This window comes from Streptomyces sp. NPDC127177 (assembly GCF_042672475.1).
In the GTDB taxonomy this organism is placed as follows: domain Bacteria; phylum Actinomycetota; class Actinomycetes; order Streptomycetales; family Streptomycetaceae; genus Streptomyces.
The window spans coordinates 188,739-214,523 of record NZ_JBHXUW010000001.1 but is presented as its reverse complement, the minus strand read 5'-3'; the positions used below and the strand labels follow the sequence as shown (position 1 = coordinate 214,523).

26 protein-coding genes are annotated in these 25,785 nt (G+C 71.3%); 17 read left to right on the top strand and 9 right to left on the bottom strand.

Going from position 1 to position 25,785, the window contains the following annotated elements:
- The first annotated feature begins 84 nt into the window (after positions 1 to 84).
- The 9 genes from ACFVJX_RS00905 to ssuE all read left to right on the top strand — a co-directional run bounded on the left by ACFVJX_RS00905 (position 85) and on the right by ssuE (position 9,390).
- Positions 85 to 1,659, top strand: coding sequence for an ABC transporter substrate-binding protein (locus ACFVJX_RS00905; RefSeq protein WP_384123553.1), 1,575 nt, complete (start codon positions 85 to 87; stop codon positions 1,657 to 1,659).
- 54 nt (positions 1,660 to 1,713) lie between these two features.
- The gene (locus ACFVJX_RS00900; protein WP_384123554.1) at positions 1,714 to 2,742 is read left to right on the top strand and encodes an ABC transporter permease; all 1,029 of its coding nucleotides are present in this window, start codon (positions 1,714 to 1,716) and stop codon (positions 2,740 to 2,742) included.
- A 2-nt stretch (positions 2,743 to 2,744) separates the two neighbouring features.
- On the top strand, positions 2,745 to 3,635 hold the full coding sequence (locus tag ACFVJX_RS00895; protein ID WP_384123556.1) for an ABC transporter permease: 891 nt from the start codon (positions 2,745 to 2,747) through the stop codon (positions 3,633 to 3,635).
- Positions 3,632 to 4,522, top strand: a complete 891-nt coding sequence (locus ACFVJX_RS00890) for an ABC transporter ATP-binding protein (protein ID WP_384123558.1) — start codon at positions 3,632 to 3,634, stop codon at positions 4,520 to 4,522. The genes ACFVJX_RS00895 and ACFVJX_RS00890 overlap by 4 nt, the downstream gene beginning before the upstream one ends.
- An 89-nt stretch (positions 4,523 to 4,611) precedes the next feature.
- Positions 4,612 to 5,424, top strand: a complete 813-nt coding sequence (locus ACFVJX_RS00885) for an ABC transporter ATP-binding protein (RefSeq protein ID WP_384123737.1) — start codon at positions 4,612 to 4,614, stop codon at positions 5,422 to 5,424.
- A gap of 64 nt (positions 5,425 to 5,488) precedes the next feature.
- Positions 5,489 to 6,829 carry an LLM class flavin-dependent oxidoreductase gene (locus ACFVJX_RS00880; protein WP_384123560.1) on the top strand — a complete coding sequence of 447 codons (1,341 nt, stop codon included), beginning with the start codon at positions 5,489 to 5,491 and terminating at the stop codon, positions 6,827 to 6,829.
- An 89-nt stretch (positions 6,830 to 6,918) separates the two neighbouring features.
- A complete protein-coding gene (locus tag ACFVJX_RS00875; RefSeq protein WP_384123562.1) occupies positions 6,919 to 7,974 on the top strand; it encodes an LLM class flavin-dependent oxidoreductase in 1,056 nt (351 codons plus the stop codon).
- 1 nt (position 7,975) lies between these two features.
- A complete protein-coding gene (locus ACFVJX_RS00870) occupies positions 7,976 to 8,743 on the top strand; it encodes an alpha/beta hydrolase (RefSeq protein ID WP_384123563.1) in 768 nt (255 codons plus the stop codon).
- An 89-nt stretch (positions 8,744 to 8,832) separates the two neighbouring features.
- Positions 8,833 to 9,390 carry an NADPH-dependent FMN reductase gene (gene ssuE, locus ACFVJX_RS00865; protein WP_384123565.1) on the top strand — a complete coding sequence of 186 codons (558 nt, stop codon included), beginning with the start codon at positions 8,833 to 8,835 and terminating at the stop codon, positions 9,388 to 9,390.
- 17 nt (positions 9,391 to 9,407) lie between these two features.
- Here ssuE and ACFVJX_RS00860 read toward each other — a convergent pair whose 3' ends face one another.
- The gene (locus ACFVJX_RS00860; protein ID WP_384123739.1) at positions 9,408 to 10,832 is read right to left on the bottom strand and encodes an MFS transporter; all 1,425 of its coding nucleotides are present in this window, start codon (positions 10,830 to 10,832) and stop codon (positions 9,408 to 9,410) included.
- 172 nt (positions 10,833 to 11,004) lie between these two features.
- Here ACFVJX_RS00860 and ACFVJX_RS00855 point away from each other — a divergent pair, with 172 nt between their 5' ends.
- Positions 11,005 to 11,943, top strand: a complete 939-nt coding sequence (locus ACFVJX_RS00855; RefSeq protein WP_384123567.1) for a LysR family transcriptional regulator — start codon at positions 11,005 to 11,007, stop codon at positions 11,941 to 11,943.
- A gap of 103 nt (positions 11,944 to 12,046) precedes the next feature.
- Here the strand turns inward: ACFVJX_RS00855 and ACFVJX_RS00850 are convergent, their stop codons facing one another.
- Entirely contained in the window at positions 12,047 to 12,850 is an 804-nt protein-coding gene (locus ACFVJX_RS00850) for a sulfite exporter TauE/SafE family protein (RefSeq protein WP_384123569.1), read from the bottom strand.
- An 85-nt stretch (positions 12,851 to 12,935) separates the two neighbouring features.
- Here ACFVJX_RS00850 and ACFVJX_RS00845 point away from each other — a divergent pair, with 85 nt between their 5' ends.
- Positions 12,936 to 13,721: an AraC family transcriptional regulator gene (locus tag ACFVJX_RS00845; RefSeq protein ID WP_384123571.1), complete on the top strand. Its 786-nt coding sequence runs from the start codon at positions 12,936 to 12,938 to the stop codon at positions 13,719 to 13,721.
- Positions 13,722 to 13,731: 10 nt separating this feature from the next.
- Here ACFVJX_RS00845 and ACFVJX_RS00840 read toward each other — a convergent pair whose 3' ends face one another.
- The 4 genes from ACFVJX_RS00840 to ACFVJX_RS00825 all read right to left on the bottom strand — a co-directional run bounded on the left by ACFVJX_RS00840 (position 13,732) and on the right by ACFVJX_RS00825 (position 16,940).
- On the bottom strand, positions 13,732 to 14,946 hold the full coding sequence (locus tag ACFVJX_RS00840) for a glycosyltransferase (RefSeq protein ID WP_384123573.1): 1,215 nt from the start codon (positions 14,944 to 14,946) through the stop codon (positions 13,732 to 13,734).
- The gene (locus ACFVJX_RS00835) at positions 14,934 to 15,743 is read right to left on the bottom strand and encodes a MerR family transcriptional regulator (RefSeq protein WP_384123575.1); all 810 of its coding nucleotides are present in this window, start codon (positions 15,741 to 15,743) and stop codon (positions 14,934 to 14,936) included. The genes ACFVJX_RS00840 and ACFVJX_RS00835 overlap by 13 nt, the downstream gene beginning before the upstream one ends.
- An 80-nt stretch (positions 15,744 to 15,823) precedes the next feature.
- Positions 15,824 to 16,282: a GNAT family N-acetyltransferase gene (locus tag ACFVJX_RS00830; RefSeq protein ID WP_384123577.1), complete on the bottom strand. Its 459-nt coding sequence runs from the start codon at positions 16,280 to 16,282 to the stop codon at positions 15,824 to 15,826.
- Positions 16,283 to 16,397: 115 nt separating this feature from the next.
- Entirely contained in the window at positions 16,398 to 16,940 is a 543-nt protein-coding gene (locus tag ACFVJX_RS00825; RefSeq protein ID WP_384123579.1) for a PadR family transcriptional regulator, read from the bottom strand.
- Positions 16,941 to 17,042: 102 nt separating this feature from the next.
- On the opposite strand from ACFVJX_RS00825, the gene ACFVJX_RS00820 reads away from it, so the two are divergent.
- Positions 17,043 to 17,834 carry an alpha/beta fold hydrolase gene (locus ACFVJX_RS00820; RefSeq protein ID WP_384123581.1) on the top strand — a complete coding sequence of 264 codons (792 nt, stop codon included), beginning with the start codon at positions 17,043 to 17,045 and terminating at the stop codon, positions 17,832 to 17,834.
- A gap of 58 nt (positions 17,835 to 17,892) precedes the next feature.
- Here the strand turns inward: ACFVJX_RS00820 and ACFVJX_RS00815 are convergent, their stop codons facing one another.
- Positions 17,893 to 19,104, bottom strand: a complete 1,212-nt coding sequence (locus ACFVJX_RS00815; RefSeq protein ID WP_384123583.1) for an MFS transporter — start codon at positions 19,102 to 19,104, stop codon at positions 17,893 to 17,895.
- Positions 19,105 to 19,158: 54 nt separating this feature from the next.
- Here ACFVJX_RS00815 and ACFVJX_RS00810 point away from each other — a divergent pair, with 54 nt between their 5' ends.
- Positions 19,159 to 19,902, top strand: a complete 744-nt coding sequence (locus tag ACFVJX_RS00810; protein WP_384123585.1) for an AraC family transcriptional regulator — start codon at positions 19,159 to 19,161, stop codon at positions 19,900 to 19,902.
- Between the two features lie 28 nt (positions 19,903 to 19,930).
- Here the strand turns inward: ACFVJX_RS00810 and ACFVJX_RS00805 are convergent, their stop codons facing one another.
- The gene (locus tag ACFVJX_RS00805) at positions 19,931 to 21,205 is read right to left on the bottom strand and encodes an MFS transporter (protein WP_384123587.1); all 1,275 of its coding nucleotides are present in this window, start codon (positions 21,203 to 21,205) and stop codon (positions 19,931 to 19,933) included.
- Between the two features lie 72 nt (positions 21,206 to 21,277).
- Here ACFVJX_RS00805 and ACFVJX_RS00800 point away from each other — a divergent pair, with 72 nt between their 5' ends.
- Positions 21,278 to 22,345, top strand: coding sequence for a GlxA family transcriptional regulator (locus ACFVJX_RS00800; RefSeq protein ID WP_384123589.1), 1,068 nt, complete (start codon positions 21,278 to 21,280; stop codon positions 22,343 to 22,345).
- On the opposite strand, the gene ACFVJX_RS00795 is transcribed toward ACFVJX_RS00800, so the two are convergent.
- Entirely contained in the window at positions 22,321 to 23,433 is a 1,113-nt protein-coding gene (locus tag ACFVJX_RS00795; protein WP_384123591.1) for an alkene reductase, read from the bottom strand. The two genes, ACFVJX_RS00800 and ACFVJX_RS00795, sit on opposite strands and share 25 nt — an antisense overlap.
- A 53-nt stretch (positions 23,434 to 23,486) precedes the next feature.
- On the opposite strand from ACFVJX_RS00795, the gene ACFVJX_RS00790 reads away from it, so the two are divergent.
- The 3 genes from ACFVJX_RS00790 (at position 23,487) to ACFVJX_RS00780 (ending at position 25,771) form a co-directional block, all read left to right on the top strand.
- Positions 23,487 to 23,885 carry a MerR family transcriptional regulator gene (locus ACFVJX_RS00790; protein WP_384123593.1) on the top strand — a complete coding sequence of 133 codons (399 nt, stop codon included), beginning with the start codon at positions 23,487 to 23,489 and terminating at the stop codon, positions 23,883 to 23,885.
- Between the two features lie 182 nt (positions 23,886 to 24,067).
- Positions 24,068 to 24,829 (top strand): SDR family NAD(P)-dependent oxidoreductase, encoded by a 762-nt coding sequence (locus tag ACFVJX_RS00785; RefSeq protein ID WP_384123595.1) that lies wholly within the window; start codon positions 24,068 to 24,070, stop codon positions 24,827 to 24,829.
- A 99-nt stretch (positions 24,830 to 24,928) separates the two neighbouring features.
- Complete coding sequence (locus ACFVJX_RS00780; RefSeq protein WP_384123597.1) at positions 24,929 to 25,771, top strand: helix-turn-helix transcriptional regulator; 843 nt, start codon at positions 24,929 to 24,931, stop codon at positions 25,769 to 25,771.
- Positions 25,772 to 25,785 lie beyond the last annotated feature (14 nt).

Genomic DNA, 25,785 nt, shown 5'->3' with positions numbered 1-25,785 from the left:
GGGGGCCGAGCCGCCTCCCCTCCCCCGACCTCCCGCGCCCCGATCCGGGCCGGAACAGAGCGGGGCTGTCACAGAGAGAATGAGATGTCCCCTCGACTCACGACGCTCCGCCCCGGACACCACGTCCGGCCGGCCCGACGGGCCGGTGGCCTCCGGTCCGCGGCCCTGGGAACAGCCTTCGTCGCTCTTCTCACGCCTGCCCTGAGCGCCTGCGGCGGCGACGTCTCGGCCTCGGCCGGCAGCGCCACACTGAAGTGGGCCTCCTCCTACTTCCCCGCCCACTGGGATCCGGTGGTCTCCGGGAGCGGAGCCCAGTTCCGCGAACTCTCCCTGGTGTACGCCTCGTTGACACGGACCGACGAGACCGGCAAGGCCGTTCCCGACCTCGCCGAGAGCTGGAAGTACAACGCCGCCGGCGACCGGATCACCTTTCACGTGCGCCCCGGTCTGAAGTTCAGTGACGGTGAACCGGTCGACGCCCGCGCGGTCAAGGCCGCCGTCGAACGGGCCAAGAAGCAGAAGAACTCCGCTCTCTTCGGCGACCTGACGTCGATCAAGTCCGTGGACGCCGACGGACTGGACGCGGTTCTCCACCTCAGCCAGGTCGACTACCAGATACCGCAGCTGCTCGGCGAGCGCGTCCTGCAGATCGCCAGCCCCAAGGCGGCGAAGAACCCGGCCGCGCTGGACCAGAACCCGGTCGGAGCGGGGCCGTTCGTCGTCAAGCAGCTGGTCCCCGGCACCAAGGCGGTCCTGACGAAGAACCCCGACTACTGGGACGCGAAGAACATCCACATCGATGACGTCGAGCTGAACTCCGCCCCCGATGCCTCGACGGTCGTCTCCGGCCTGCAGACCGGTGTCTACAACTTCGCGGACCTCGATCCGAGCCAGGCGGACGCCGCCAAGAAGGCCGGGCTGGACGTCTTCTCGCAGCCGGGCTTCAACGCCTCCAACATCAGCCTCAACGTCAACAAGGCGCCGTTCGACGACGACCGGGTCGTCGACGCCGTCCGCTACGCGGTCAACCGCAAGGAGTTCGTCGACAAGCTGACCTTCGGCTACGGCGAGGTGACCAACCAGCCCTTCCCGAAGGGATACGTCGCCTACGACCCGAAGTCGGAGAACGCCTACCCCTTCGACCCGGACAAGGCCAGGCAACTGCTGGCCGAAGCGGGGCACAAGGCCGGCGACATCAAGCTCAGCCTGGTCGTACCGGCGGAGGACCCGCAGGCAGAGATCGTGCAGTCGCAGCTGGCCGCGGTGGGCATCAAGGTGACCATCAAGATCGACAAGAACTGGGCCACCCCGTTCTTCGCGAAGAACCTGACGTTCTCGCTGTACTCGACCACGGGCCGCGATTCCGCCGTCCAGACCCTCACGGCCCACTTCGGCCCCAACGGCCCGCTCAACCTCAGCACTCCGTACGAGCCGGCCGGTTTCGAGGAGGCCGTGGCCAAGGTCCGCCGGACGCCGCTCGACTCGCCGAAGTACACCGAAACCCTTCAGAAGGCGACCCGGGCCGGCCTCGGGAGCAGGGCGCTCGTCTTCACGTACTCCGCGCCGAACCTCTTCGCCAAGAGCAAGCAGATCTCCGGGCTGCCGAAGAACCCGGCGCACATCGACTGGACCGGCGTGACCGTCAACGGCACCGACTGAGCCGTCGCACTAGGCAACTGACATGCATTCGATGAAGAGAGAGGGGCAAGCCCCATGACGACGAGCGCTCCACCGGTGGCTCCTGCCCGCCGTCGCGGGCTCGCCGCGGCCCGGGCCCGGCACGCTGCGGGCCGGGTCCTGGCCGCCCTCGGCCGGTCGGTCGCGATCTTCGTACCCGTCTTCCTGGTCGCGACGTTCGTGACGTTCGCCCTGCGCTCGCTGAGCGGACTCAGCCCGGCGCGTATCCAGCTGGGCGAGGAGGCGACCCCCGAGGCGATCCACCGGATCGAGGCACAGTGGGGCCTCGACAAGCCCTTCCTGTCCCAGTACTGGGACTGGTTCACCGGTGTTCTGCACGGACAGCTCGGCACCAGCTGGGTCAACGGGGCCGACATCTCCACCCTGATCGGCCTCGGTCTGGGGGTGAGCCTGTCGGTCGCCACGTTCGCACTCATCATCGGGGTGGTCGCCGGGTTCGGCCTCGGCACCCTGGCGGCCCTCCGGCGCACCACCGTCGTCGACCGCGCGATCACGGGGTTCGTCACCGTGATCTCGGTGATGCCGGCCTTCGTCGTCGGCATCGTGCTGGTCGCGGTCCTCGCGGTCGGACTCCATCTGTTCCCGTCGGCCGGCTACATCCCGGCGGAGCAGGGCTTCGGCCGCTGGCTCGCCCACATCACCCTCCCCGCGCTCGCGCTGAGCTTCGACGTCATCGCCGACGTCGCCCGCCAGCTCCGTACGAGCCTCATCTCGGCCTACGACGAGAACTACGTGACCGGAGCGGTGGTACGGGGGCTGAGCCCCCGGCGGATCTTCTTCGGGCATGTGCTGCGCAACGGTCTGGGGCCCGCGCTCGCCACGCTCGGCCAGAAGTTCCCCGCACTGGTCGGCGCTTCCGTCGTCACGGAGTGGATCTTCGGCCTCCAGGGCTTCGGCAGATTCGCCAACGACTCCGCCCAGGCCGGTGACGTGCCAGCGGTGCAGGGGGTCCTCGTGGTGTCGATCGTGCTGGTCGTCTCCTTCAACCTGATCATCAATCTGGTGCTGGCACGCGTGATGCCGGCATCGCAGCGGGGGGTGTGACCATGGTGCGCCGCGTGCTCGCCCTCGTGTCCGGCCGGATCGCCGTCGTCATCCTCGTGGTGATCGCACTGCTTGCGGTGCTCGGACCGTGGCTCGCTCCGCAGAATCCCCTGACCACCAGCGACAACCCGCTCGCCGATGTCTCGGGCGCCCACTGGCTGGGCACGGACTACCTCGGCCGTGACGTGCTCAGCCGTCTGCTGGACGGCTCGCGCGTCAGCGTGCTCGGCTCACTGGAGGTCGCTCTCACGGCCCTGGCCGTCGGCGCCGTGCCTGGCATCCTGTCGGTCTACCTCGGCCGGGCCTTCGAGTGGTTCACCCTCCGCCTGGCCGACACGCTCGTAGCCCTGCCCTTCCTGCTGTTCGCCATCGCCGTGATCGCCCTGCTGGGCAACGGCCTCACCCAGGCGATGCTCGTCACCGGAGCACTGGTCTCACCTCTCTTCTACCGGGTGTCCCGCGCGGCGACGCTGGCCGTCGCCCGCTCCCCGTATGTGGAGGCCGCGATCATCTCCGGTGCCTCGGTCGGCTGGGTCGTAAGGCGTCACGTCTGGGTCAAGGTGCTTCCGCCGATCGCGATCGCACTCGCGCAGACCATCGGTGTCGGATTCGTCATCGTGTCGAGCCTGACGTTCCTCGGGATCGGCGTGCAGCCTCCGGCGCCCACCTGGGGCGGACTGCTCGCCTCCGACCTCGGCTACCTCAGTCACCAGCCGTGGGCGCCGCTGGCGCCCGCCCTGCTGATCATGATCACCGTCTGGGCCTGCAACCTCCTCGCCGACGCCATCCGCGACGTCTCCGGCGAGGCCGGACGGGCCCTGGTCAACAACCGCAAGGCCCGTGCCAACCGCCTCGACCGGAGCAGCCCCGTCCCCACCGGAGGTTCCCTGTGACGACCGTGTCCCAGAACATCGCTCCCGGGCAGGCCGAGCCCGCCGTCACCGCGGGCCCGCCCGGTCCGACGGCCGCGCCGGTGCTCTCGCTCCGCGACGTGCGCATCAGTGACCGCGTCGCCGACCGGGAGATCGTCCACGGAGTCACCTTCGACCTCACTCCCGGCAAGGCGGTCGGCATCGTCGGCGAGTCCGGCAGCGGCAAGACGCTCACCTGCCGGGCCGCGCTCGGCATCCTGCCCACGCACTTCGAGGTCTCCGGCGGCTCGATCGAGATCGACGGTACCGACATCGCGAACCTCACGTCCCGGCAGTGGACGGAACTGCGCGGCGCCACGATCGGCGCGGTCTTCCAGGACCCTGCCTCCTACCTCAACCCGTCGATCCGCGTGGGCGCCCAGATCGCCGAGGTGCTGCGCGCCAAGCTGGGGCTGAAGCGGCGCGAGGCACGGCACCGTGCCGTCGAACTGCTCCGGGCCGTGCGCCTGCGCGACCCGGAGCTGGTGTACGGCCAGTACACCTACGAACTGTCGGGGGGCATGCTCCAGCGCGTGCTGATCGCGGCGGCCATCGCCGTCGAACCGCGCACCCTCATCGCCGACGAGGCCACCACGGCCCTCGACGTCACCGTCCAGGCCGAGATCCTCGATCTGCTCGCCGAGCTGCGGGAGCGGACCGGACTGGCGCTCGTGGTCGTCTCCCACGACCTGGCCGTCGTCGCCCAGCTGTGCGACGAGGTCCTCGTGATGAAGCAGGGCGACGTGGTGGAGCACGGCCCGACACGGGCGGTGCTCCACGATCCGCAGCACGAGTACACCCGGCTGCTCATCGCCGAGCACGACCAGTACGGCCTGGAGAAGTTCCTCGCCCCGAAGGAGGCGTCGTGACCACCGAGTTCACGGAAGCGGAAGCGGAAGCAGAAGCGGAGACGGCGTCGGCGTCGGCGTCGGCGGGTCGTGCTGGAGACGCCGGGCCGGTGCTCGACGTCAGCGGGCTGGAGGTGCGCTACGGGCGGGGCCGCCGGCGCCGCCGCGCCCTGCACGGAGTCTCGCTGAGCGTCGCACCCGGCGAGACCGTGGGTCTCATCGGCGAGACGGGATCGGGCAAGTCCACCCTCGCCCGCGCCGTTCTGGGCCTGGTGCCGGCCTCGGCCGGATCGGTGCTCATCGACGGCGAGGACGTGAGCGCCTTCGGCCGCCGTCAGTGGCGCACCCTGCGTCGCCGCGGTGTCGTCCAGTACGTCTTCCAGGATCCGCTGCGCAGCCTCGACCCGGATCTCACCGTCGAGGACTCCCTGACCGAACCCCTGCTCGTGCAGGGCGTCACGCGCAAGGAGGCGACCGCGCGGGCCCGGTCGTTCCTGGACCGCGTCCACCTCTCCGGAGAACTGTTCGAGCGGCTGCCCGGCGAGCTCTCCGGTGGTCAGCGCCAACGTGTCGCCGTGGCCAGGGCGTTGGTCACCGAGCCCCGGCTGGTCATCCTCGACGAACCGGTCAGCGCGCTGGACTCCGCCAACCGCGTCAAGGTCCTGGAGATCCTCAAGGAGCTACGAGCCACCGGTGTGGCCCTCGTCCTCATCTCCCACGACCTCGGGTCCGTGGCGGGGACCGCCGATCGCATCGCGGTGCTCTACCGGGGCGAACTCGTCGAGGTCGGTGCCTCCCCGGACGTCATCAACCACCCCCGGCACGCCTACACCCGGCTGCTCGTCAGCTCGGCGCCGACCCTGCGCACGGGCGCGGCAGACCGGTCCGAGCGCGAGGCCCTGCGCGCCCTGCTCAACGCCTGAGCACGGCGGTATCAGCTACGCCCCGGCCCCGAACAACTCCGCAAACCTCCCGAGAGGAACAGCCATGTCCCGAACCATCCATCTCGCACTGCACCCCTACGGCGTCGGAGGCCCCGGACAGCACGGTCTGTGGAAGGACCCGCGCGTCGCCAAGAACGCCAGCATCGACATCAACTACTACATCCAGCAGGCCCAGGCGGCCGAACACGCGCTCTTCGACGCGCTCTTCATCGTCGACAGCCAGTTCATCAACAGCACCTACCCGTCGCACTACCTCAACCGGCTGGAGCCCCTCACGCTCCTGTCCGCGGTGGCCACCCACACCAAGCACATAGGCCTGGTCGGCACGGCGAGCTCGACGTACAACTCGCCCTTCAACCTCGCCCGCCGCTTCGCCTCCCTGGACCACATCAGCGGCGGGCGCGCCGGATGGAACGTGGTGACCAGCTTCGACACCGGCACCTCCAAGAACTACGGGCTGGACGAGCACCTGGACTACGCGACGCGGTACGGCCGGGCGCTGGAGTTCGTCGAGGTCGCCCGGGGCCTGTGGGACTCCTACGAGGACGACGCCTTCCCGGCCGACGTGGAGCGCGACGTCTTCCTCGACCCGGCCCGGCTGCACGCGCTCGACCACGCCGGGGAGCACTTCAAGGTCGCCGGCCCCCTCAACCTCTCCCGTTCGCCGCAGGGCCAGCCGGTCATCTTCCAGGCCGGTGTCTCGCCCGAGGGGCGCGATCTCGCCGCGCGGGTGGCCGAGGGCATCTACGCCCCGGGCGGTTCCCTGGAACAGGCCCAGGAGTACTACGCCGACATCAAGCGGCGCACAGCGGCCTACGGCCGCGACCCCGAGCACATCAAGGTGTTCATCCACGGCGGCCCGATCGTCGGCGCGACCGACAAGGATGCCAGGGACCGCGAGCGGGAGATCTTCGAGGAGGACAACGACTTCGACAGCAACCTCGCGCTCCTGGGGCGCTCCTTCGGGGCGTACGACTTCGCGGGCCATGACCTGGACGCGCCCTTCCCGGACGTCTCCCACCTCGCGGAGAAGGGCGGCCGAACGGGCGCCGCGAAGATCATCGAGCGCGCCCGCGCGGAGAACCTGACGCTTCGCCAGGTCGCGGAGTCGGTCAACGCGTTCCGCCGCTCGCCGTTCGTCGGCGCCCCGGAGACGGTCGCCGACACCATCGAGCAGTGGTTCGACGCGGGCACCTTCGACGGCATCAACCTCGCCTTCCGGAACAACGACGACCTCGGTCTCTTCGTCGACGGCGTGGTTCCGCTCCTGCAGAAGCGCGGTCTGTTCCGCACGGAGTACGAGGCCGACACCCTGCGCGGCAATCTCGGCCTGCCCTTCGCCGCCAACCGGCACACGCTCCGGCGCGAGCTCGTACGCGACTGAGTCCGCCGAGCCCTGAGCTCCGGGCCGCCCCACGGCACTGCTGCGGACGGCTGTTGATCACCGCCCGATCGCTGAAAGGCATTCACCTCATGACCGACGGGACACCGCGCTTCAGACTCGGCTTCCTCACCCACGTCCAGGGCAGGGGCGACGACCTGGCCCGGACGTACCGCAACGCCCAGGAACTCTTCGTCGCCGCCGACGAACTCGGCTTCGACGTCGGCTGGGTCGCCCAGCACCACGTCACCCGGGGCGGAGGCGGCCTGTCCTCGCCGTGGCCCTTCCTGGCACACGCCGCTGCACGGACCAGCCGGATCCGGCTCGGCACCGCCATCACGATCCTCCCGCTGGAGGACCCGGTGCGTCTCGCCGAGGACGTCGCCACCGTCGATCTGCTCAGCGGCGGACGCGTCGAGATCGGTGTCGGCAGTGGAGCGGCCGCCCCCGAGTACGCCGCCCTCGGCAAGGACTTCGCCCGCAGGCGTGAGCTGACCACCGAGAACCTCCAGGTGCTGCGGGCGGCCCTGGCCAACGAGGAAGTGGGTGCGCCCGGCTTCCGTATCCAGCCGGCCGCCGACGACTTCGGCGACCGGATCTGGCAGGGCGTCTTCAGCGAAAGCGGTGCGGCGTACGCGGCGGCCGGGGGCTCGAACCTGCTCCTCAACCGGGCGGCCTACGGTTTCGAGGCGCCCACGGACGAGGTACAGCGCCCCTGGGCCGACGCCTTCCTCGCCGCCTGGGACCAGCCTCGCCGGCCTCGGATCGGCCTTTCCCGGTTCGTCTTCCCCGCCAAGGACAAGCGCACGGCACTCCGCCTGATCGGTGACGACGTCCACCGGGCCGCCCTGCGCATGGCCGAGAGTGGGTCCTTTCCCAAGGGGCTGGGCGTGGACGAGGCGCTGCGGCGCTTCCACGCCTTCCACGGCGCCCCCGAGGAGATCGTCGCCGCCCTCCGGCAGGAGAAGGTCCTGCCGGTCGCGACGGATCTGATCACCCAGTTCAACCCCGCGGTCCCCGACCACGACGCCGCCGTCCGGGCCCTCGAACTCATCGCCACCGAGGTGGCACCGGCCCTCGGCTGGAAGCCCGCGACCACCGTCACCCGGTCCGCGGCCGAACCAGCCACCGAACCCGCAGGAGTCTGAAATGCCCGAGTACAGCGACCACTTCGGCCCGGAGGGCCTCCGTGTCCGCGGCACCGTCCTCGTGGTGCCCGGCCGGGGCGAGACCCGGGCGGCCTATGCCCGGTTCGGTCGGCGTCTGGCCGCCGACGCCTACCGGGTCCGGGTCATCGAACCGCCGGAGATCGACGCCGACGACGTGAGCGGCTCGCTGACCGGATTCGGTGCCCGGCTCGTCGAGGCGCTCGAAGGGACGGCGGCACAGGACGGTGTCGTCCAGCCCGTCGTGTTCGTCGGCGCCGACACCGGCGCGGCCGCGGTGGCCGCGCTCCTCGGCCGGGAGGAGACTCCTGCCGCCCGGCGGCCGGACGCCGTCGTTCTCGCCGGGCTCCCGGGGCACACGGCCGGCGGGGCCGGCACCTGGGACGAGGAACTCGACGTACGCACCTTCTGTCCCGCGCACCGGGTCGCACTCACCGAGGATGCCGGGGTGCGGCGGGGCTCCCTCCAGGACGTGGTGCCCGACGCCCTGCTCACGGCCGCGTACGGCGGCGACGTGGGTGTCCCGGCGCTGGTCCTCGTGGGCGACGCCGATCCGCTCGCCGACCGGGATGCCGTGTCCCGTACCGCGAAGTCCCTTTCCCGGGCCCGCCTCTCGGTGGTCCGGGATGCCCATCACGATGTGCTCAACGACCTCCAGCACCGCTCGGTGGCGGCCGAGGTCATCACCTTCCTGGAGACACTGCGCAACGAGCTGACCCCCGTGATCGCGGTGGAGTCCAGTGCGTGGTGAGCGCCGCCGTCCGGCCGCACCGTCCCGAGCCGCGTCCCGCCAAAACCGTCGTCCGGCCCGTCCGAACCACCGACCCGAAAGGTGCCCGCATGGCCACCGTCCTGTCCGTCTCCGGAAGTCCCTCCTCGACCTCCCGTACCGCGCGGCTCCTGCGTGACCTGGACCAGCGGCTGAGGGACCAGGGGCACGAGGTGACCTCGCTGGAGGTCCGCACCCTGCCCGCGGACGCCCTCCTGGGCGCGCAGTTCGGCCATCCGGCGATCGTCGCGGCCACCGAACTGTTCGAGCGGGCGGACGGGGTGGTGATCGGCACCCCGGTCTACAAGGCCGCCTACTCCGGGCTCCTGAAGTCGCTGCTCGACCTGCTCCCCCAGTACGCGCTGACCGGCAAGACCGTGCTGCCGCTGGCCACCGGCGGCAGCCTGGCCCACGTCCTGGCGATCGACTACGCGCTGCGCCCGGTGCTGAGCTCCATGGGCGCCGCGCACATAGTGCCCGGGTGGTTCACGCTCGACAAGGACATCACCGTCGGCCATGACGGTGCGCTGACCGTCGCCCCGGGCTCCGCCGAGGCGCTGGCCGAGGTCACCGACCGCTTCTCCGCCGCGCTGGAAGCCCGTACGGCGCTCCTGGCAGCGGCGGAGTGAGCGGACGCGCGCCGCGATCAGCGGGCGGCAGGGACCGTGGCGGTCCCGACCGTCTCGCCCGCAGCGGCGGGCGGTGACCCGTCGCGGCGGGCCCGGAGGCCGAATGAGCCGATGACCGCCGCGGCGACGGCCGTCGCGAACGGGACGAGCAGGGCGGCCCGGTATCCGTCCAGCACGGCGGCGGGTGTGTCCCCCCGGGTGGCGGCGACGCAGGCGGCGGTGACGGCCGACAGCCCAACGGCCGCACCGAACTGGAAGGCGGTGTAGAGGAGACCGCCCGCGAGCCCCTGTTCCTCGTCGGCGACCCCGTCCGTGGCCACGATGGTGAGCGGGCCGTACGACAGGGCGAAGCAGAGCCCGAGGATGAGGAAGCTCGGGACCATCGCCGCGTAACTCCAGTCCGCTCCCAGCGGGAGGAACAGTCCGTAGGACAGCACACCGAGTACGAGACCGCCGAGGATCACCCTCGCGTTGCCGAAGCGGGCGACGAGCCGTGGGGTGAGGATCGGGGAGAGAACGGCGTCGATCCCCATGACCAGCATCGCGAAGCTCGTCCGGAGCGTTGTCCAGCCGCGCAGTTCCTGGAGGTAGAGCACCACCAGGAACTGGAATCCGAAGAATCCGGCCGCGAACAGGATCGCCACGAGATTGGCCCGCAGCAGGACGCCGCTGCGGAAGATGCCCAGGCGCACCAGGGGTTCGGCCGCACGGCGTTCGACGAGGAGGAAGATGCCGAGGAGTCCCAGGCCGGCGAGGATCGTGGCCAGGCTGAGGACGATCCCGGTGTGCGCCGCGCGTTCGACTCCCAGCACGATCAGTACGAGGGCGGCGGTGACGGTGAGCGCCCCGGCCGCGTCGAGGCGTTTGCCCGACCGGTCGGGACGCCCCGACCGGGGAACGAGGACGACAGCGGCGACCAGGATGGCGAAGGACAGCACCACCGGGGCGAAGAAGACCCACCGCCAGCCGATCCCGGTGAGGAGCCCGCCCGCCACCAGCCCGATCGTGAACCCACCGGCAGCAGTGCCCGAGTAGATCAGCAGCGCCTTGTTCCGCTGCGGTCCCTCGGCGAATCCGGTGGTGATGACGGACAGACCGGCCGGTGTCATGAAGGCGGCGGCGACGCCCGTGACGAACCTGGCCAGGATCAGCATCCACCCTTCGGTGGCGAGGCCGCCCAGCCCGGAGAAGAGCAGGAACACTGCGAGCCAGCCGAGGAACATCCGACGGCGGCCGAACAGGTCGGCCGCCCGTCCGCCCAGCAGCATGAAGCCGCCGTAGCCGAGGACGTAGGCGCTCATGACCCACTGCAACTCGCCTGTGGACAGGCCGAGATCGGCACGGATCGACGGCAGTGCCACATTGAGCATGGCCACGTCCACGCCTTCGAGGAAGATGGCGCCGCACAGGACGAGCAGGATGCCCCACTTTCGCGCGTCCATATCCTCTGCGGCGCTCAGGGAACTCATGACGATGGACTCCTTCCGGAGTACGAGGCGGTTTCGGTGCCTCCAGCCTTCGCCACGCCGTATCGGGGAACAACAGCGATGATCGCAACGGTTGTTCAGCCAGGCTTACCGATCCCCGGTCCCTCCCCACACCCTGGAGACGCACGTGGACCAGAACGAACTCCGTTCCTTTCTCGTCCTCGCCGAGGAGCTGCACTTCGGCCGTACGGCGGACCGAATGCACCTGTCCCGTGCCCGGGTGAGCCAGCTCATCCAGCGGCTGGAACGGCGGGTCGGAGCACCGCTGTTCACGCGTACCAGCCGTCGGGTGGCCCTCACCGAACTGGGCGTACGCCTCCGCGACGACCTCGAACCGCACTACGTGGGCCTTCAGGAGGCGCTGGCCCGGGCGGTCTCCGCGGGGCGCGCCATCGGGGGGACGCTGTTCGTCGGCTTCTCCACGCCCCTGGCGGGAGAGATGGTGATGCGGACGGCCGAGCGGCTGCGCGCCGGACATCCCGAACTCGCCGTGGAGGTGTGCGAGGTGCCGCTCTGCGACCCGTACGGGATGCTGCGCAGAGGGGAGTACGACCTCCAGCTGGCGGACTTCCCCGCACGCGAGGCCGATCTGACGCGGGGTCCCACGCTGCTCACCGAAAGCAGGGTGCTGGCCGTCGCGTCCGGGCATCCGCTGGCCGGGCGGGGGCCGGTGACGCTGGAGGAGCTGGCCGGTGTGCCGTTGCTGGCCGTCGAGGGAAGCGTTCCGGAGTACTGGAAGGAGCACCAGCGGCCGACGCACACGCCCGGCGGCCTTCCGATCGAGCGGGGGCCGGCCGTGACCAACATCCAGGAGGCGCTGGCGCTGGTCGCCGGTGGCCAGGGGGCGCTGTTGGCGGGAGCCCATATGCCGCTGTACCACGGTCGTCCTGGCGTCGCGTACGTACCGGTCGAGGGTGACGAACCCCTCGGATACGGCCTGATGTGGCGGTCCGGCGGCAGCAGCCGGGCGATCGAGTTGTTCGCGCGCCACGCGCACGAGGTGGCGCGGGCCATGGCACCGGCCGGGAGGGACTCCCAGCCGCTCGGAGCCGGCCTGCTCCCTTGACGGGAACTGCGCGTCGCTGTCACCGGTCCGTGGGCACGGTTCCCGGCCGCCGCCACCGCTTCGCACCGGTCGGCGGCCGGACCCGGACCATCGGCGGTCGGCCTCAGGCCGAGAGCGGCATCGCGACCGTCACAGCGGCCAGCAGTCCGATGTAGGCCCAGGCGTGGGTGCGGTCGGGGATGCGTGGCGGGCGCCGCCGCAGTACCGCGATCATCGGGAGCGCGCCGAGGAGCAGGGCCGACGCGGTACGCAGGTCGACGAGACCGACCAGGTGCACGTGCGTGTCCGCGGCGGCGGGCACCGAGCCGCCTGCCAGGGACACGGCGGTGGCCGGAAGGGCGATGGCGAGGGTGAGGGGGTTGGCCAGCGCGGTCGCCACCCGCATCGAGTGCCCGGCCCGCCGCATGGCGGGGACGGTCATGACGCTGCCACCCACGCCGAGGAAGGCGGCGACCGCCCCGACCGGTGCGCCGAGGAGGGCGGGCAGCGGACGCGGAGCGTCGGAGGCGGCATCGACCCGGGTGGGCGGCCGCAGGAATCCGGGGCGCAGGAGCAGGTCGGCGATGGTGAGTGCCACGTACGCGATGAAGGCCCAGCGGGCCGGTCCGGCCGGGGCCAGCCGGGTAGCGAGGGCTCCGGCCGAGGCGCCCGCCGCCAACAGGACGAGCAGGGTGCCGCTGCCGCGGAGCTCGTGCAGGACCCGCCTCGGTGTGACGGCGGTGGCGAAGCCCGCGTTCACCACCATCACCAGGGCCGAGGTGGCCGTCGCCACCCGCATCGCGTCCCCGCCGAGTGCGGCATCCGCCCACACCACGACCGGCACCGCCACGAATCCGCCGCCGAACCCGAACAACACCGTCGTCAGCCCGGTGAGGAGACCGATCCCGACCAATGCCACCACATCCATGGGCTCCACTCCACCAGCCCGGACGGCGTGCTCGCATGCGATGCCCGGCAGCATTCCTTCGCGTCTCGGCCAGTACGGTGGAGGGGTGAAGAACGTGCCCCTCGCCGATGTCGACCACGTCGACATCGCCGTCCTGCCGATCGGCACCGACTACCCTCCCGGCCACGTACTGGACTGGCACGAGCACCGGCGGGCGCAGTTCCTCTACGGCGCCACCGGCGTCATGATCGTCGACACCGCCGAGGGCAGCTGGACCGTGCCGCCGGAGCGGGCCGTGCTGATTCCGGCCGCCACCCGGCATCGGGTGCGCATGCTGGGGGTGAGCACCAGGAGTCTGTACATCGAGCCGGAGGCCGTCCCCTGGTGGCCCGTGGCCTGCACGGTCGTCGACGTCTCCGGGCTGCTGCGCGAGTTGCTCCTGACCGCTGTCGAGTTCGGGGCCGACTACAGCCTTTCCGGGCGGGAGGGAGCTGTGGCCGCGCTCCTGCTGTACGAGATCGCCGAGCGCGCCCCGCTCCCGTTCCACGTCGGGATTCCCGCCTCCGCCGAGCTCGCGAGCCTCTGCCGCGCGTATCTGGCCGCCCCGGACGCCCGTGTCACCAACGCCGAGTGGGCGGCCGGAACAGCCATGAGCGAACGGGCCTTCACTCGTCTCTTCCGCGCCGAGACCGGCGACAGCCCAGCCGTCTGGCGCGCCCGCGCCCGCCTGCTCGCGGCCGTCCCGATGCTGCGGACGGCGTCGGTGAGCGAGGTCGGCGGCCGTCTCGGGTACGCATCCCCCGCCTCGTTCACCGCCGCCTTCACGCGCACCTTCGGACTGCCCCCGTCCCGCTTCGCCGCGAACCGACGGGGTGCCGGCCGCGGCCACTGACAGGACCGGGTCACGCCCCGGTCAGCCGCCGGACGGCCGCGAGTACGTGCGCGGCTCCGTCCTCGGCCGCCATGTGCCGGGCCGCTCCCGCCGCGGCACGCGCGTACATCCGCTGCTCGACGACGCGACCGAGTGAGTCGGCGAGCCGCTCGGCGGTGAGGGAACGGAAGGGGATCGGTTCGGATGCCGCCCCCAGCGCGGCGAGCCGGGCCGCCCAGAACGGCTGGTCGGCGGTCACCGGCACGGTGACCGCGGGCACCCCCGCGCGCAGGGCGGCGGCCGACGTCCCGGCCCCGGCATGGTGGACCACCGCGGCCAGCCGGGGGAAGAGCAGGGCGTGCGGGACGTCCCCCACCGTGAGCACGTCGTCGTCATCGGCCACCAGCCCCGCGCTCCCGGCCTGGAGGATGCCGCGCAGCCCCGCGCGGCGCAGGGCGCGCACGGCGATCGCGCTCAGCCGCTCCCCGTCACCGCCCGCCATGCTTCCGAAACCGACGAGCACCGGCCTGGGGCCGGCTCGCAGGAAGTCCTCCAGGTCCTGGGGCAGCCGTTGGGCGGCATCGGAATGGGGCCACCAGTTACCCACGACCTCCAGGCCGGTACGCCAGTCGGCGGGGCGGGGCACCAGCGCCGTACTGAAGCCGTGCAGGACGGGCCAGCCGGCCCCGTCGCGCCGCCGGCGCGTCGCGGAGGCGGTGGCCGGGGGCAGTTGGAGGCGCTGTCGCAGATCCAGGACCGCCTGCGCGTAGACGCGGTCGGCCATCCGGAGGGCGAAGCGTCCGCCTGCCCGGTTGGCGAGGCGGCCCAGCGAGCGGGAGCCCGTGACGACGGCCGGGAAGTCGCCGGTCGGTGCGGTGGGCTGAAGGTACACCCCGAGGCTCGGTGTTCCCGTGGCCTCGGCAAGGTGCCAGCCGAGTGGGGCGGTGGTGGTCGACAGGAGGAGCAGATCCGTCCCACCGGCCACCGCGTCGGCGAAGCCCCGGCCCAGTTCGGTGACGAAGGCGGCGGCGGTGCGCATCAGTTCACGCCTGTCCGTGACACCGCCGCTCGTCCGTGTGCCCGCTGGGAGGCTACGGAACTCCAGCCCGGCCGCGCGCACGAGGGGAGCGAAGGTCTCGTTGGTGGCGAGGGCCACGTCGTACCCCGCCCGGCGCAGTTCGGCGCCCAGGCCCGTGTACGGGGCGACGTCTCCGCGCGATCCGGCCGCGGCGATCAGGATTCGCATCGCTCCTCCTCGGAGCCGGTGCGGCCGCCGGGGTGGCGGGCCGCGTTGGCGTGAACCGCCTTGCACACGTACGCGGCAAGTCCCTGACGCTGCTGCGAGGGCGGTACCACCAGGGCGAAGGCGCGGGGGTCGGCGACGAAGTCGTCGGCGATGCGCCGGTGCATGTCGGGCGGGCAGGAGGTGAACCAACGCGAGATGTGCAGACGGTGTTCCTCCGCGAGGTCCATGGCCCGCTCGCCGTCGCTCGGTTCCCCCTCGTCGAAGGCCTCGAACAGCTCCGCGCGCCACGCGCCGGCCTCGCCCATGAGCTGCCGCCAGTCCTCCTTGGTGTGGGCGGCGGCGCTCGACATCGCCTCGCGGCTCCCCCGCGAGTGCGTCCACTTCAGCTCGGCCTCGGTGGCGTAGCTGAGGTCGAAGGCGATCTCACCGAAGACCTCGAACCGCTCCTCGGGGGTCAGGGACACTCCGGTCTGCTGGACCTCGATGGCCCGCTCCGCCACCTCGGCGAGCTGCTGCAGCCTGGCGATCTCGGCGCCCAGCTGCCTTTGTCTGGACCTCAATTGCTCCAGGGCGTTCGCCTGGGGATCTGCGAGTATCGCGGCGATCTCTTCGAGGGAGAAGCCGAGCTCGCGGTAGAAGAGGATCTGCTGGAGGCGCGCCAGATCGGCATCGCTGTAGAACCTGTAGCCGGCGGGGCTGCGGCCGCTCGGCGAGAGCAGCCCCGCCTTGTCGTAGTGGTGCAGCGTTCGCACCGTCACCCCCGCGAGTGCCGCGACCTGTCCCACTGAGTAACTCATCCACCAGCCCTTTCGTCAGCACACAGCCTCGGGCCTGACGTAAGGGGAGGGTCAAGCCGGCTCCCGCCGGCGTGGGACCGTCAGCCCGGGGTGAACCGGTAGACCATCGATTCCCTTCGCCGGAATCCCGCTCGTTCGTAGAGCCGGTTGGCCGCCTCGCGCGAGGGACGCGACGTCAGGTCGACGGTGCGCGCTCCGGCGTCGGCCGCCAGACGCAGGGCCCTGTCGATCAGCACTCCGCCGACACCGTGCCCGCGGGCCCCGGCATCGACCACCACGTCCTCGATGTGGGCCCGTGAGCCGGAGGGCAGGGGCGACACGACCAACGTCAGTGTCCCGACGATCGTCCCTTCGATCCGGGCCACCAGCAGGGTGTTGGTGGCGCAGCCCGTCAGCCTTCCCACGGCCGCGCGGTCCAGGGGCTCGGCAGTGGACGACAGCTGCGGAAGGAGGCGGGCGAACGCCTCCACCAGCTCATCGGTCGCCTCGCGAACGATCTCGGTCTCCACGCTCATGCTCCGGAATCTATCGAACTCCACGAGCTGTCGGCCAAGGAACCGCTGACCGGGGCCGGAGGATCGATCCGGTGCCGCTCGACGCTGCCCGGGGCCTGTTCTCGATGTCGTCCGCCCGGCCGGGCGGACGACACCACTTTCAGGACGGGCCCCGGCTGTCGTGCGACAGCTCGGCGATGGTCCGCTCCAGCCAGTCGCGGTCGGCCTTGCTGGCCGCGTGGGCGAGTTGCAGCATGCCGCGGCGGAAGGGGTCCGTCACGTCGCGGACGCGCAGCGGGCGGCCGTCCTCGTAGAAGTAGCTGCCCGGCTCGTCCATGAAGGCGAGGCGGCGACGCAGTACGCGGGCCTGGTCGGCGGGGTCCGGCAGCCGGCCGAGGAAGGCGAGCAGGACGAAGAAGGAGTTGCGGTCGGTGATCTCGGTCTCGGCCGGCTCGCGCAGACGGCGCATGAGTTCGGCACGGCCCGATTCGGTGAGGGTGAGGACCTGGCGGGGCGTGGCCCGTTCGCCGGGCTCCGTGTGGCGGGTGAGGTGCCCGGCGGCTTCCAGTCGCTTGATGGCCGGGTAGAGGGCGCCGTCACTCACCGGGCGCACATGGCCGCTGAGTCCGGAGATGCGGGCACGCAGGTCGTACGCATGCAGAGGTTCCTCGTTGAGGAATCCGAGGATGCAGAGGGTGAGCACCGAGCCTCCGGGGTGCGTACTTCACGGTCGTCCTACCCGCCCAGGGTAGCCGCCCCATCGAGTTTTGACTCTAATAGAGATACCTCTGTTAGAGTCAAATATATGAAGACCGTGACCACGCAGCACTTCCGCACCCCGGACGGCATACGGCTCGCCTATCTCGACACGGGCGGCCCGGGCCGTCCCGTCCTGGCACTGCACGGCTCCTACGGGCGTGGCCGTTCCATGCTCGGGCTCGCCGGCCACCTCGGCCCCGAGTACCGGCTCATCGCGCTCGACCAGCGCGGACACGGCCTCTCCGACCATCCCGACGACTACGGGCGCGACGGCTTCGTCGCCGACGCGGCGGCGCTCGTCGGACACCTGGGACTGGGCCCCGTCGCGGTCGTCGGACACTCGCTGGGCGGCATCAACGCCTACCAACTGGCCGCGAGACGACCGGAACTGGTCTCGGCCGTGGTCGTGGTGGACTTTCCGGCGGAGTACCGGGTACCGACCGGCGAGGACCGGCTGGCCGCGTTGCCGACCCACTTCCCGAGCATGCGCGCGATGCTGGACGCGCTCGCGTTCGTGGACGAGCCCCGGCACTTCACGGAGAGCGCCGTGGAGGAGCCGGAGGGCTGGCGCTTCCTGTGGCGGGCGGACGAGGTCCACGCCGCCAAGGCCGCTCTCCGCGGCGACTGGTGGGGCGATTTCACGGCCGCCGAACAGCCACTGATGGTGGTACGGGGCGGGCGCAGCACGGTCGTCCCGCCCCGGCACGCGGAGGAGATGGTCCGGCTCCGGCCCGGCACGCGGGTCGTGACGATCGACGGCCACCACGACTTCTACATCACGCACCAGGCGGAACTGGGCGTGACGGTGAGGGCCTTCCTGGACCGTCCGTCCCCGTAGACGGCGCCACGGCTTTCCCCCGCCGCCGAGTGGCCGGGCGTGCGGGGCACAGGTCCGGTCAGCCGGGATCGCGCACGCGGGAGAGCCCGGCGCCCGTGTCGTCTCCGGCGTGCCGCGCCACCGCCGCGGGCTTCGGTGCGGTGGGTTCGGGCAGGGCGCGGAACAACAGCCAGCTCAGCGCGGGCATCACGATCAGGGGTGACAGGGCGGTGCGCAGGGAGGTCGCGTCGGCGACGCTGCCGATGAGGGGGCTGACCAGGCCGCCGATGCTGACGGTCAGCCCCAGGGTGATCCCGCTCGCCGTGCCGACGCGTGTGGGCAGGTAGTCCTGGCCGAGCGTGACCTGGAGCGAGAAGGGGATGTACAGGCCGACGGAGGTCAGCATCACGCATACGTAGATCGCCGGGCCGGGCACGAACACGATTCCCGCGACGGCGGCGACGGTGACGAGGTACGACCGGCGGGCGACCACGACCCGGTCCCAGCGGTTGGCCAGGCCGCCGCCCAGCACGGAGCCGACCGCGCCACCGAGATAGAGCACGAACAGCGCCGCCGTGCCCTCCGCCGTACCGCCTCCCAGCCGCTGCTGGACGTAGAGCGAGATGAAGGTGCTCAGGCCGACGAAGGCGACGGACCGGCAGACCACTGCCAGCGACAGCTTCACGAACGAGGCCCTGTCGTCGGCGCCCGCGCCGGCCGCCGCGCCCGGTCCGCCTAGTACGGTCTTCCGCATCGCACGCAGCACCGGCAGGCACAGCACACTGCCGACGAGAGCCGGCACGACGAACAGCGGGGCCAGGCGCAGCCCTCCGGACGCGACGACCGTGGTGACCATGAGAGGCGCCGCCGCGAAGCCGAGGTTGCCCCCGAGCGAGAACCAGCCCATCGCCGTGTGGCTTCCCCCGCTGACCAGCCGCGCTACACGGGCGGACTCGGGATGGTAGGCGGCGACACCGACGCCCGACACCGCCACGAACGTCAGCGTCAGGGCGTAGGAACCGCTCATGCAGCTCAGGGCGATGCCCACACCCCCGAGGATCGTGCTCACGGGCAGGAGCCAGGGCATCGCCCAGCGGTCGGTGAGCACGCCGAACAGTGGCTGGGCGACCGAGGAGAGCAGGGAGGCGGCGAGTACGACGCCCGATACCGCGGCATAGCCGTAGGCACGCTCGGCGACGAAGAACGGAACGAGGGAGGCGACGGCGCCCTGGTAGATGTCCACGCAGGCATGACCGACCGACAACATGATGATGGTCTTGTTCCTTGGCACATCGCCATGTTCATCGCCGGCCCCCGTGTCGTGCTTCCGATATGCTGCCAACCAATGACGGAAATCCGCCACGAGCCGGTAGCGCCGACCCGCACCCAGTGGATGGCGCCCGGAGCGGCCATCGACGCCCACCGTCACGACGACCACCAGATCGTCTACGCGGGCCGTGGAGTGCTGGCCGTGACGACGAGCACGGGTTCGTGGATCGCGCCGGGCACTCGTGCCATCTGGGTACCGGCCGGCACCGTCCACGCCCATCAGGCGCACGGCGAAATCGATCTGCACCTGGTCGGTCTCCCGGCGAGCGACAACCCACTCGGCCTGGACGGGCCGACCGTGCTGACGGTCGGCCCCCTCCTGCGTGAACTGATCCTCGCCCACACGCGCACCCCGTACGACGGGAGCCCCGAACGCGGGCGGCTGCGGGCCGTGTTGCTCGATCAGCTGCGGTCGTCGGACCAGGAGCCCCTGCACCTGCCCGCCCCGGTCGCCCCTCAGCTGAAGGCCGTCTGCGCGATCCTGCGTCAGGATCCCGCCGACGGGCGCACCCTGGCCGCCCTGGGCAGGGAGGTCGGGGCGAGCGCCCGCACCCTGTCCCGGCTCTTCAAGGCCGATCTCGGCATGACCTTTCCGCAGTGGCGCACCCAACTGCGCCTGCACCACGCCCTGGTGCTGCTGGCCGAGAACAACCAGGTGACCACCGTGGCCCATAGGTGCGGCTGGTCGTCCGCCAGTGCGTTCATCGATGTCTTCCGTCGCGCCTTCGGGCACACTCCGGGATCGCACCAGCCGCGCTGAGTACCGGCCCAACGGCCTCCGGGTTCGCCTACGAGGGCGACGGCGCGCGGCGGACGACGAGGGACAGCAGGGCGGCCACGGCGCAAAGGGCTCCGAGCGCCACCCAGACCGTGTCGTAGCTGCCGAGGGCGTCCCTGGCGACGCCGCCGAGGAAGGCGACGAGGGCCGCCCCGATCTGGTGGGCTGCGTTGAGCCAGCCGAAGACGATGGCGCTCTCGTCACCGTAGAACTCCCGGCACAGGGCGAGCACGGGAGGGATCGTCGCCAGGTCCAGCAGGCCGAAGAGCACGACGAAGGCGATCATCGACGGCCGGACGGTGGCGGCCATCGTCATCGGGAGGAGCAGCAGGAGCACACCCCGCAGGGCGAAGCAGCCCGCGAGGAGTCGGCGCGCGTCCCGGCGGTCGGTCAGCCACCCCGAGAGGACGGTGCCCGCGACGTTGCAGACGCCGATGGCCGCGAGCAGACCGGACGCGGTGGTGGCGGGCATGCCGTGGTCGTGCGCGGCGGGGGTGAAGTGCGTCCACATGATGCCGTTGGTGGAGGCTCCGCAGACGGCGAAGGCGGAAGCGAGCAGCCAGAACGGCCCGGTCGCGGCGCTGTCGCGCAGTACGCGCAGGGTTCGGCCCGCAGCACCCCGGGCCGGCGGCGGCTTGGGGACGAAGGTGTCGCAGCCGTAGGGTCTGCGGCCGATGTCCGCCGGGTGATCACGCAGGACGAACCGGACGAGGGGCACCGTCGCGAGGGCGGCGAGCGCCAGGGTGACCAGCGAGGGACGCCATTGGTAGCGCTCGATGATCCGCGAGAGTACGGGGAGGAACACCATCTGCCCGAAGACGCTGCCCGCGGCGAGGACGCCGGTGACCAGGCCCTTCCTGCTGGTGAACCAGCGGTTGGTGACGGTCGCCCCGAAGGCCATGGCTGTCGAGCCCGTACCGAGACCGACGAGCAGGCCCCAGTACAGGGTGAGTTGCCACGCGGCGGTCATGACCGTGGTGAGCAGGGCGCCGCCCGCGACGGTCGCGAGGGCGGCCAAGACGATCCGGCGGACACCGAAGCGGTCCATGAGCGCTGCGGCGAAGGGCGCGGTCAGGCCGTAGAGGACCATGTTCACCGAGGTCGCGAAGCCGATGGAGCCGCGCGACCAGTGGTATTCCTCGTGCAGGGGCGTGACCAGCAGCCCCGGCACGGTGGAGAAGGCACCGGTCACGACGATGGCGAGGCAGGCGACAGCCGCGACGTACCAGGCCCGACGGCCGGCCGGGGTACCGGTTGTCCGGGAGACGGTGTCGGTTGGGCTCATACGGAAGACCCTCCGCCCGGAGGCAGGGCCGAAACCACTGGCCATCCGGCCCCTCTGTGCAAGGATCTGGCCATGGACAAACGTGGCGGTGTTCGGGGACGACTCCATCGGGTGGCTGTCCTGGTGCGCCCCGGGCTGCTGCCGATGGAACTCGGCATCGTGCACCGCCTGTTCGGTCAGGCCTGCTCCAGCACGGGTGAACAGCTGTACGAGGTGGTGACGTGCACACCCGTCCCGGGCGAGGTGGTCACCGACACGGACTTCAGCATCAACGTGTCCCACGGCCCGGACGCGCTGGATTCGGCGGACACCGTCGTCGTGCCCGCGGCGCAGGAGGACTACGGTCCCCGGACGCGCGGCGAGCTGGATCCGCTGCTGAGACAGGCGCTGGACCGCATTCCGCCGCACTGCCGGATTGCGTCCATCTGCACCGGGTCCTTCGTCCTCGCGGCGGCAGGACTGCTCGCGGGCCGGCGGGCGACCACGCACTGGAAGTCCTGCGACGACTTCCGCGCGCTGTATCCGGACGTGGACCTGGATCCGGACGTCCTCTACACGGATGACGACGGGGTGCTCACATCGGCCGGAGTGGCCAGCGGCATCGACCTGTGCCTGCACATGATCCGTACGGATCACGGCGCGTCCGTGGCCAACGCGGTGGCCCGTTCCACCGTCGTGCCCCCGCATCGCGAGGGCGGCCAGGCCCAGTACATCCTGGGACCTGTAGCCGGCCCCACCGGTTCGTCCACCGCCGCCGCCCGGGCATACGCCCTTGAGCACCTCGGGCGCCCCCTGTCCTTGCGGGAACTGGCCGGCACCGCGTCGATGAGCGTGCGGTCCTTCAACCGCCGGTTCCGTCAGGAGTCCGGGACCACACCCGGCCGGTGGCTCGCCCAGCAACGCCTGCAACGGGCGATGCAGTTGCTGGAGGAGACGGACCTCGCGGTCGACCGGATCGCCGTGGAGGCAGGCTTCGGGACCGGCGCTTCCCTGCGCCAGCACTTCCAGAGCGCGCTGGGCGTCCCGCCGAGGGCCTACCGCAACACCTTCCGCGGTCCGCGGGTCCGCCGGCCTGCGGACCCGCGGACGAGTAACAGCCGTGACTCCTGCGCCCCTCACGGGCGCTCCAGCGCGGGGTAGTCGTTGTATCCCTCCGCACCGTGGACGTGCATCAGGAACTCCGGGCGGATGTCGTTGAGCGGCGCACCCGTTCGTATCCTCTCCACGAAGTCGGGGTTGGCCAGGAATCCCCTGCCGAGCGCGATCAGATCGGCGCCCTCGGCCAGCAGGCGTTCGCCCTGCCGTACGCCGCCGTCGGCCGCCACCTCCTCGCGCGAGAGCGCCGGGTTCGCGATCAGTGTGCCGGGCCAGGCCTTGCGGATCCGGGCGAAGAGGGGACTGTCCGGGTCGGCGTAGACCAGGTGCAGATAGACCGGATCGACGCGGGCGAGGGCCGGCAGGAGCGCCCGGTAGATGTCCTCGGTCTCACCCTCCTCGACACTGTTGACGCCCAGTCCGGGCGAGATGCGTACGCCGACCCGGTCCGGGCCGATGGCTTCGGCGACGGCACGGACGACCTCGGTGGTGAACCGGATCCGCCCCTGGACCGTTCCGCCCCACTCGTCGGTCCGGCGGTTGGTGTTCCGCGCCAGGAACTGGTGGAGCAGATGGCCGTTGGCGGAGTGCACCTCCACCCCGGCGAATCCGGCCTCGACGGCGTTGCGGGCGGCGGTGGCGAAGTCGGCGATGGTCGACCTGATGTCCTGGGCGGTCATCTCCCGGGGTGGCACGGTGTTCTGCGGCCCGGTCGGCGTGTGCAGCGTCTCGGGGAACGGCACGACGGACGGCGCGAGCGGGATGTGCCCACTGGTGTCGGGATGGCCGACCCGGCCGCCGTGCTGCAGCTGGAGGAACATCCGGCGGCCGGAAGCCGCGTGCACCGCGTCGGTGACCCGGCGCCAGCCGGCGATCTGCGCGGCGCTGTGGATGCCGGGGATGTGGGGGTAGGTCTGGCCGACGGCGTTCGGCGTCGTGGCCTCGGCGATGATCAGCCCCGCCGAGGCGCGCTGGGCGTAGTGGGTTGCCATCAGCTCGCCCGGAACTCCGTCGGCTCCGGCGCGGTTGCGGGTGAGCGGCGCCATCACCAGTCGGCTGGCCAGTTCGAGGCGGCCGAGACGGACGGGGTCGAAGAGCCCGGACGCGGCCGGTGCCTGCTGGGTGTTCGTCATGCCGATAACGTAGAACTTGACATTGATGTCAGATTCAAGTCACGAGGTGGGACATGCGCATCGGGGAACTGGCGTCACGCACGGGGGTCAGCGAGCGTTCGCTGCGCTACTACGAGGAGCAGGGGCTGCTGGTCTCCGACCGGACGCCCGGCGGTCACCGGGACTTCGCCGAGACCGCCGTCGACCGCGTCATCCGCATCCAGGAGCTGTACGCGGCCGGACTGCACAGCACGAGGATCGCGCGGATCCTGCCCTGCATGCGGGACGAGGACGGTGGCCCCTCGGCGCGCGCCACCCCGGAGCTGGTCGCGGAACTCACCACCGAGCGGGAACGGATCGACCGCACGGTCAACGACCTGCTCCGCTCCCGCGAGGTGCTGGAAGAGGTCATCGACACGGCGGCGGGCCACACCACCGCGCCCCCTGCGGACCAGCGGCGCCGGACGCGCTGAACCGGTCGGCGCAGAACCGGCGAGTACACCGTCGCGGCGGGGGCGGCGTGCGAGAGGGGGATCGGTTGTCCCTGGATGACTTGTGCCTTCATCCCAGGACCGGGCGGACCGATCGTTGGTGAAGGCGGGCCTCCCGTTCGTGCGCACCGCACGGCGGCCCTCCGCACAGCAAGGAGTCCGGCATGAGCTCGAACACGATCGCACTGATCACCGGCGGAAACCGCGGACTGGGCCGGGCCACCGCCCTCGCGCTCGCCGGGGCGGACACCGACGTCATCGTGACCTACCGGTCCAACAAGGACGAGGCCGCCGACGTCGTCGACGCGGTGACGGCCCTGGGACGCAAGGCCGTCGCCCTGGAGCTGGACACCACCGCGTTCGACACGTTCCCCGCCTTCGAGGCCGAGGTCCGGGCGGCGCTCGACACCACATGGGGGCGCGACAGCTTCGACTTCCTCGTGAACAACGCCGGCGTGGCCGCGTTCACCCCGCTCGGCGGGACCACGGTCGAGGCCTTCGACCTGCTGGTGAACGTGCACTTCAAGGGCGTGCTCTTCCTCACCCAGACGCTGCTGCCGCTGCTGGCCGACGGCGGCCGCATCGTGAACCTGTCGACCGGGCTGACCCGCTTCGTCGGGGACGGCTGGTCGGTGTACGCATCGGTCAAGAGCGCGATCGAGACCTGGAGCAAGTACCTGGCCAAGGAGCTGGGCGGGCGCGGCATCAGCGTGAACGCCATCGCGCCCGGTCCCGTCGCCACCGACTTCGGCGGCGGCGCGATCCGCGACGACGAGCAGATCCGCGAGCTCTTCGCCGGTCGGACCGCGCTGGGCCGGGTCGGCGATGCCGAGGACATCGGCGGCGCGATCGCGGCACTCCTGGCCCCGGGCACCCACTGGATCACCGGCCAGCGCATCGAGGCGTCTGGCGGGACCCTGCTCTGATCCCTTCGCTTCCCGACCGTCCGGCCCGGACACGGCCCGAGAGGCGGCCCCGTGCCACCGGCTCGCCCGGCTCCCGCCGCCGAGGAGACAATCACCGTCATGGACCGAACACAGCTGGCCGACTTCCTCCGTACCCGTCGCGAGGCCCTGCAGCCCGAGGACGTCGGCCTGCCGCGCGGCCCCCGCCGCCGCACCCGTGGCCTGCGCCGCGAGGAGGTCGCCGCCCTGTGCGGGATGTCCACCGACTACTACGCCCGCGTCGAGCAGCAGCGTGGTCCGATCCCCTCCGAGCCGATGCTCGCCGCCCTCGCCCGGGGCCTGCACCTGTCCCTGGACGAACGCGACCACCTGTTCCGCATGGCCGGACACAACACCCCCAGCCGCCACCCCCGTATCGACCACGTATCCCCCGGCATGATGCGCGTCCTGGACCGGCTGGCCGACACTCCCGCACAGGTCATCAACGCCATCGCCGAGACCTTGGTGCAGACGCGGCTCGCGGTGGCCCTGCTCGGGGACGAGACCGGGTTCACCGGTCTCGACCGCAGTCTGATCTACCGCTGGTTCACCCGCCCCGACGCCCGCCGGATCTACCCCGAGGCGGACCACGCGGCCCACAGCCGGATCTTCACCTCCGAACTGCGCACCGCGTACTCCCGCCACGGCGCCGACGCCCGCGTCGGCGAGGTCGTGGACGCCCTGCTCGACGAGAGCGAGGAGTTCGCCGCCCTGTGGAGCGCCCACGAGATCGGCGTGCGCCGGGAAGGGGACCACAAGCGCATTCACCACCCCGACCTGGGAATCCTGGAACTCCAGTGTCAGGTCCTCTACGACGCCAACCAGGCACAGGCCCTGCTCGTCTACACCGCCACCCCCGGCAGCGAGAGCCACGACAAGCTCCAGCTCCTGTCCGTCGTGGGGGACCGTTCGCCCGAGCGATGACCGGGCGGCGGGGA

What these genes read in the sequence shown, in the direction of transcription:
- ACFVJX_RS00795 (WP_384123591.1), bottom strand. Translation starts at nt 23,433, where the DNA reads ATGACGAACACCCAGCAGGCACCGGCCGCGTCCGGGCTCTTCGACCCC.
- ACFVJX_RS00875 (WP_384123562.1), top strand. Translation starts at nt 6,919, where the DNA reads ATGACCGACGGGACACCGCGCTTCAGACTCGGCTTCCTCACCCACGTC.
- ACFVJX_RS00860 (WP_384123739.1), bottom strand. Translation starts at nt 10,832, where the DNA reads ATGGACGCGCGAAAGTGGGGCATCCTGCTCGTCCTGTGCGGCGCCATC.
- ACFVJX_RS00800 (WP_384123589.1), top strand. Translation starts at nt 21,278, where the DNA reads ATGGACAAACGTGGCGGTGTTCGGGGACGACTCCATCGGGTGGCTGTC.
- ACFVJX_RS00835 (WP_384123575.1), bottom strand. Translation starts at nt 15,743, where the DNA reads ATGAGTTACTCAGTGGGACAGGTCGCGGCACTCGCGGGGGTGACGGTG.
- ACFVJX_RS00850 (WP_384123569.1), bottom strand. Translation starts at nt 12,850, where the DNA reads ATGGATGTGGTGGCATTGGTCGGGATCGGTCTCCTCACCGGGCTGACG.
- ACFVJX_RS00905 (WP_384123553.1), top strand. Translation starts at nt 85, where the DNA reads ATGTCCCCTCGACTCACGACGCTCCGCCCCGGACACCACGTCCGGCCG.
- ACFVJX_RS00820 (WP_384123581.1), top strand. Translation starts at nt 17,043, where the DNA reads ATGAAGACCGTGACCACGCAGCACTTCCGCACCCCGGACGGCATACGG.
- ACFVJX_RS00780 (WP_384123597.1), top strand. Translation starts at nt 24,929, where the DNA reads ATGGACCGAACACAGCTGGCCGACTTCCTCCGTACCCGTCGCGAGGCC.
- ACFVJX_RS00805 (WP_384123587.1), bottom strand. Translation starts at nt 21,205, where the DNA reads ATGAGCCCAACCGACACCGTCTCCCGGACAACCGGTACCCCGGCCGGC.
- ACFVJX_RS00810 (WP_384123585.1), top strand. Translation starts at nt 19,159, where the DNA reads ATGACGGAAATCCGCCACGAGCCGGTAGCGCCGACCCGCACCCAGTGG.
- ACFVJX_RS00785 (WP_384123595.1), top strand. Translation starts at nt 24,068, where the DNA reads ATGAGCTCGAACACGATCGCACTGATCACCGGCGGAAACCGCGGACTG.
- ACFVJX_RS00870 (WP_384123563.1), top strand. Translation starts at nt 7,976, where the DNA reads ATGCCCGAGTACAGCGACCACTTCGGCCCGGAGGGCCTCCGTGTCCGC.
- ACFVJX_RS00840 (WP_384123573.1), bottom strand. Translation starts at nt 14,946, where the DNA reads ATGCGAATCCTGATCGCCGCGGCCGGATCGCGCGGAGACGTCGCCCCG.
- ACFVJX_RS00900 (WP_384123554.1), top strand. Translation starts at nt 1,714, where the DNA reads ATGACGACGAGCGCTCCACCGGTGGCTCCTGCCCGCCGTCGCGGGCTC.
- ssuE (WP_384123565.1), top strand. Translation starts at nt 8,833, where the DNA reads ATGGCCACCGTCCTGTCCGTCTCCGGAAGTCCCTCCTCGACCTCCCGT.
- ACFVJX_RS00790 (WP_384123593.1), top strand. Translation starts at nt 23,487, where the DNA reads ATGCGCATCGGGGAACTGGCGTCACGCACGGGGGTCAGCGAGCGTTCG.
- ACFVJX_RS00895 (WP_384123556.1), top strand. Translation starts at nt 2,745, where the DNA reads ATGGTGCGCCGCGTGCTCGCCCTCGTGTCCGGCCGGATCGCCGTCGTC.
- ACFVJX_RS00880 (WP_384123560.1), top strand. Translation starts at nt 5,489, where the DNA reads ATGTCCCGAACCATCCATCTCGCACTGCACCCCTACGGCGTCGGAGGC.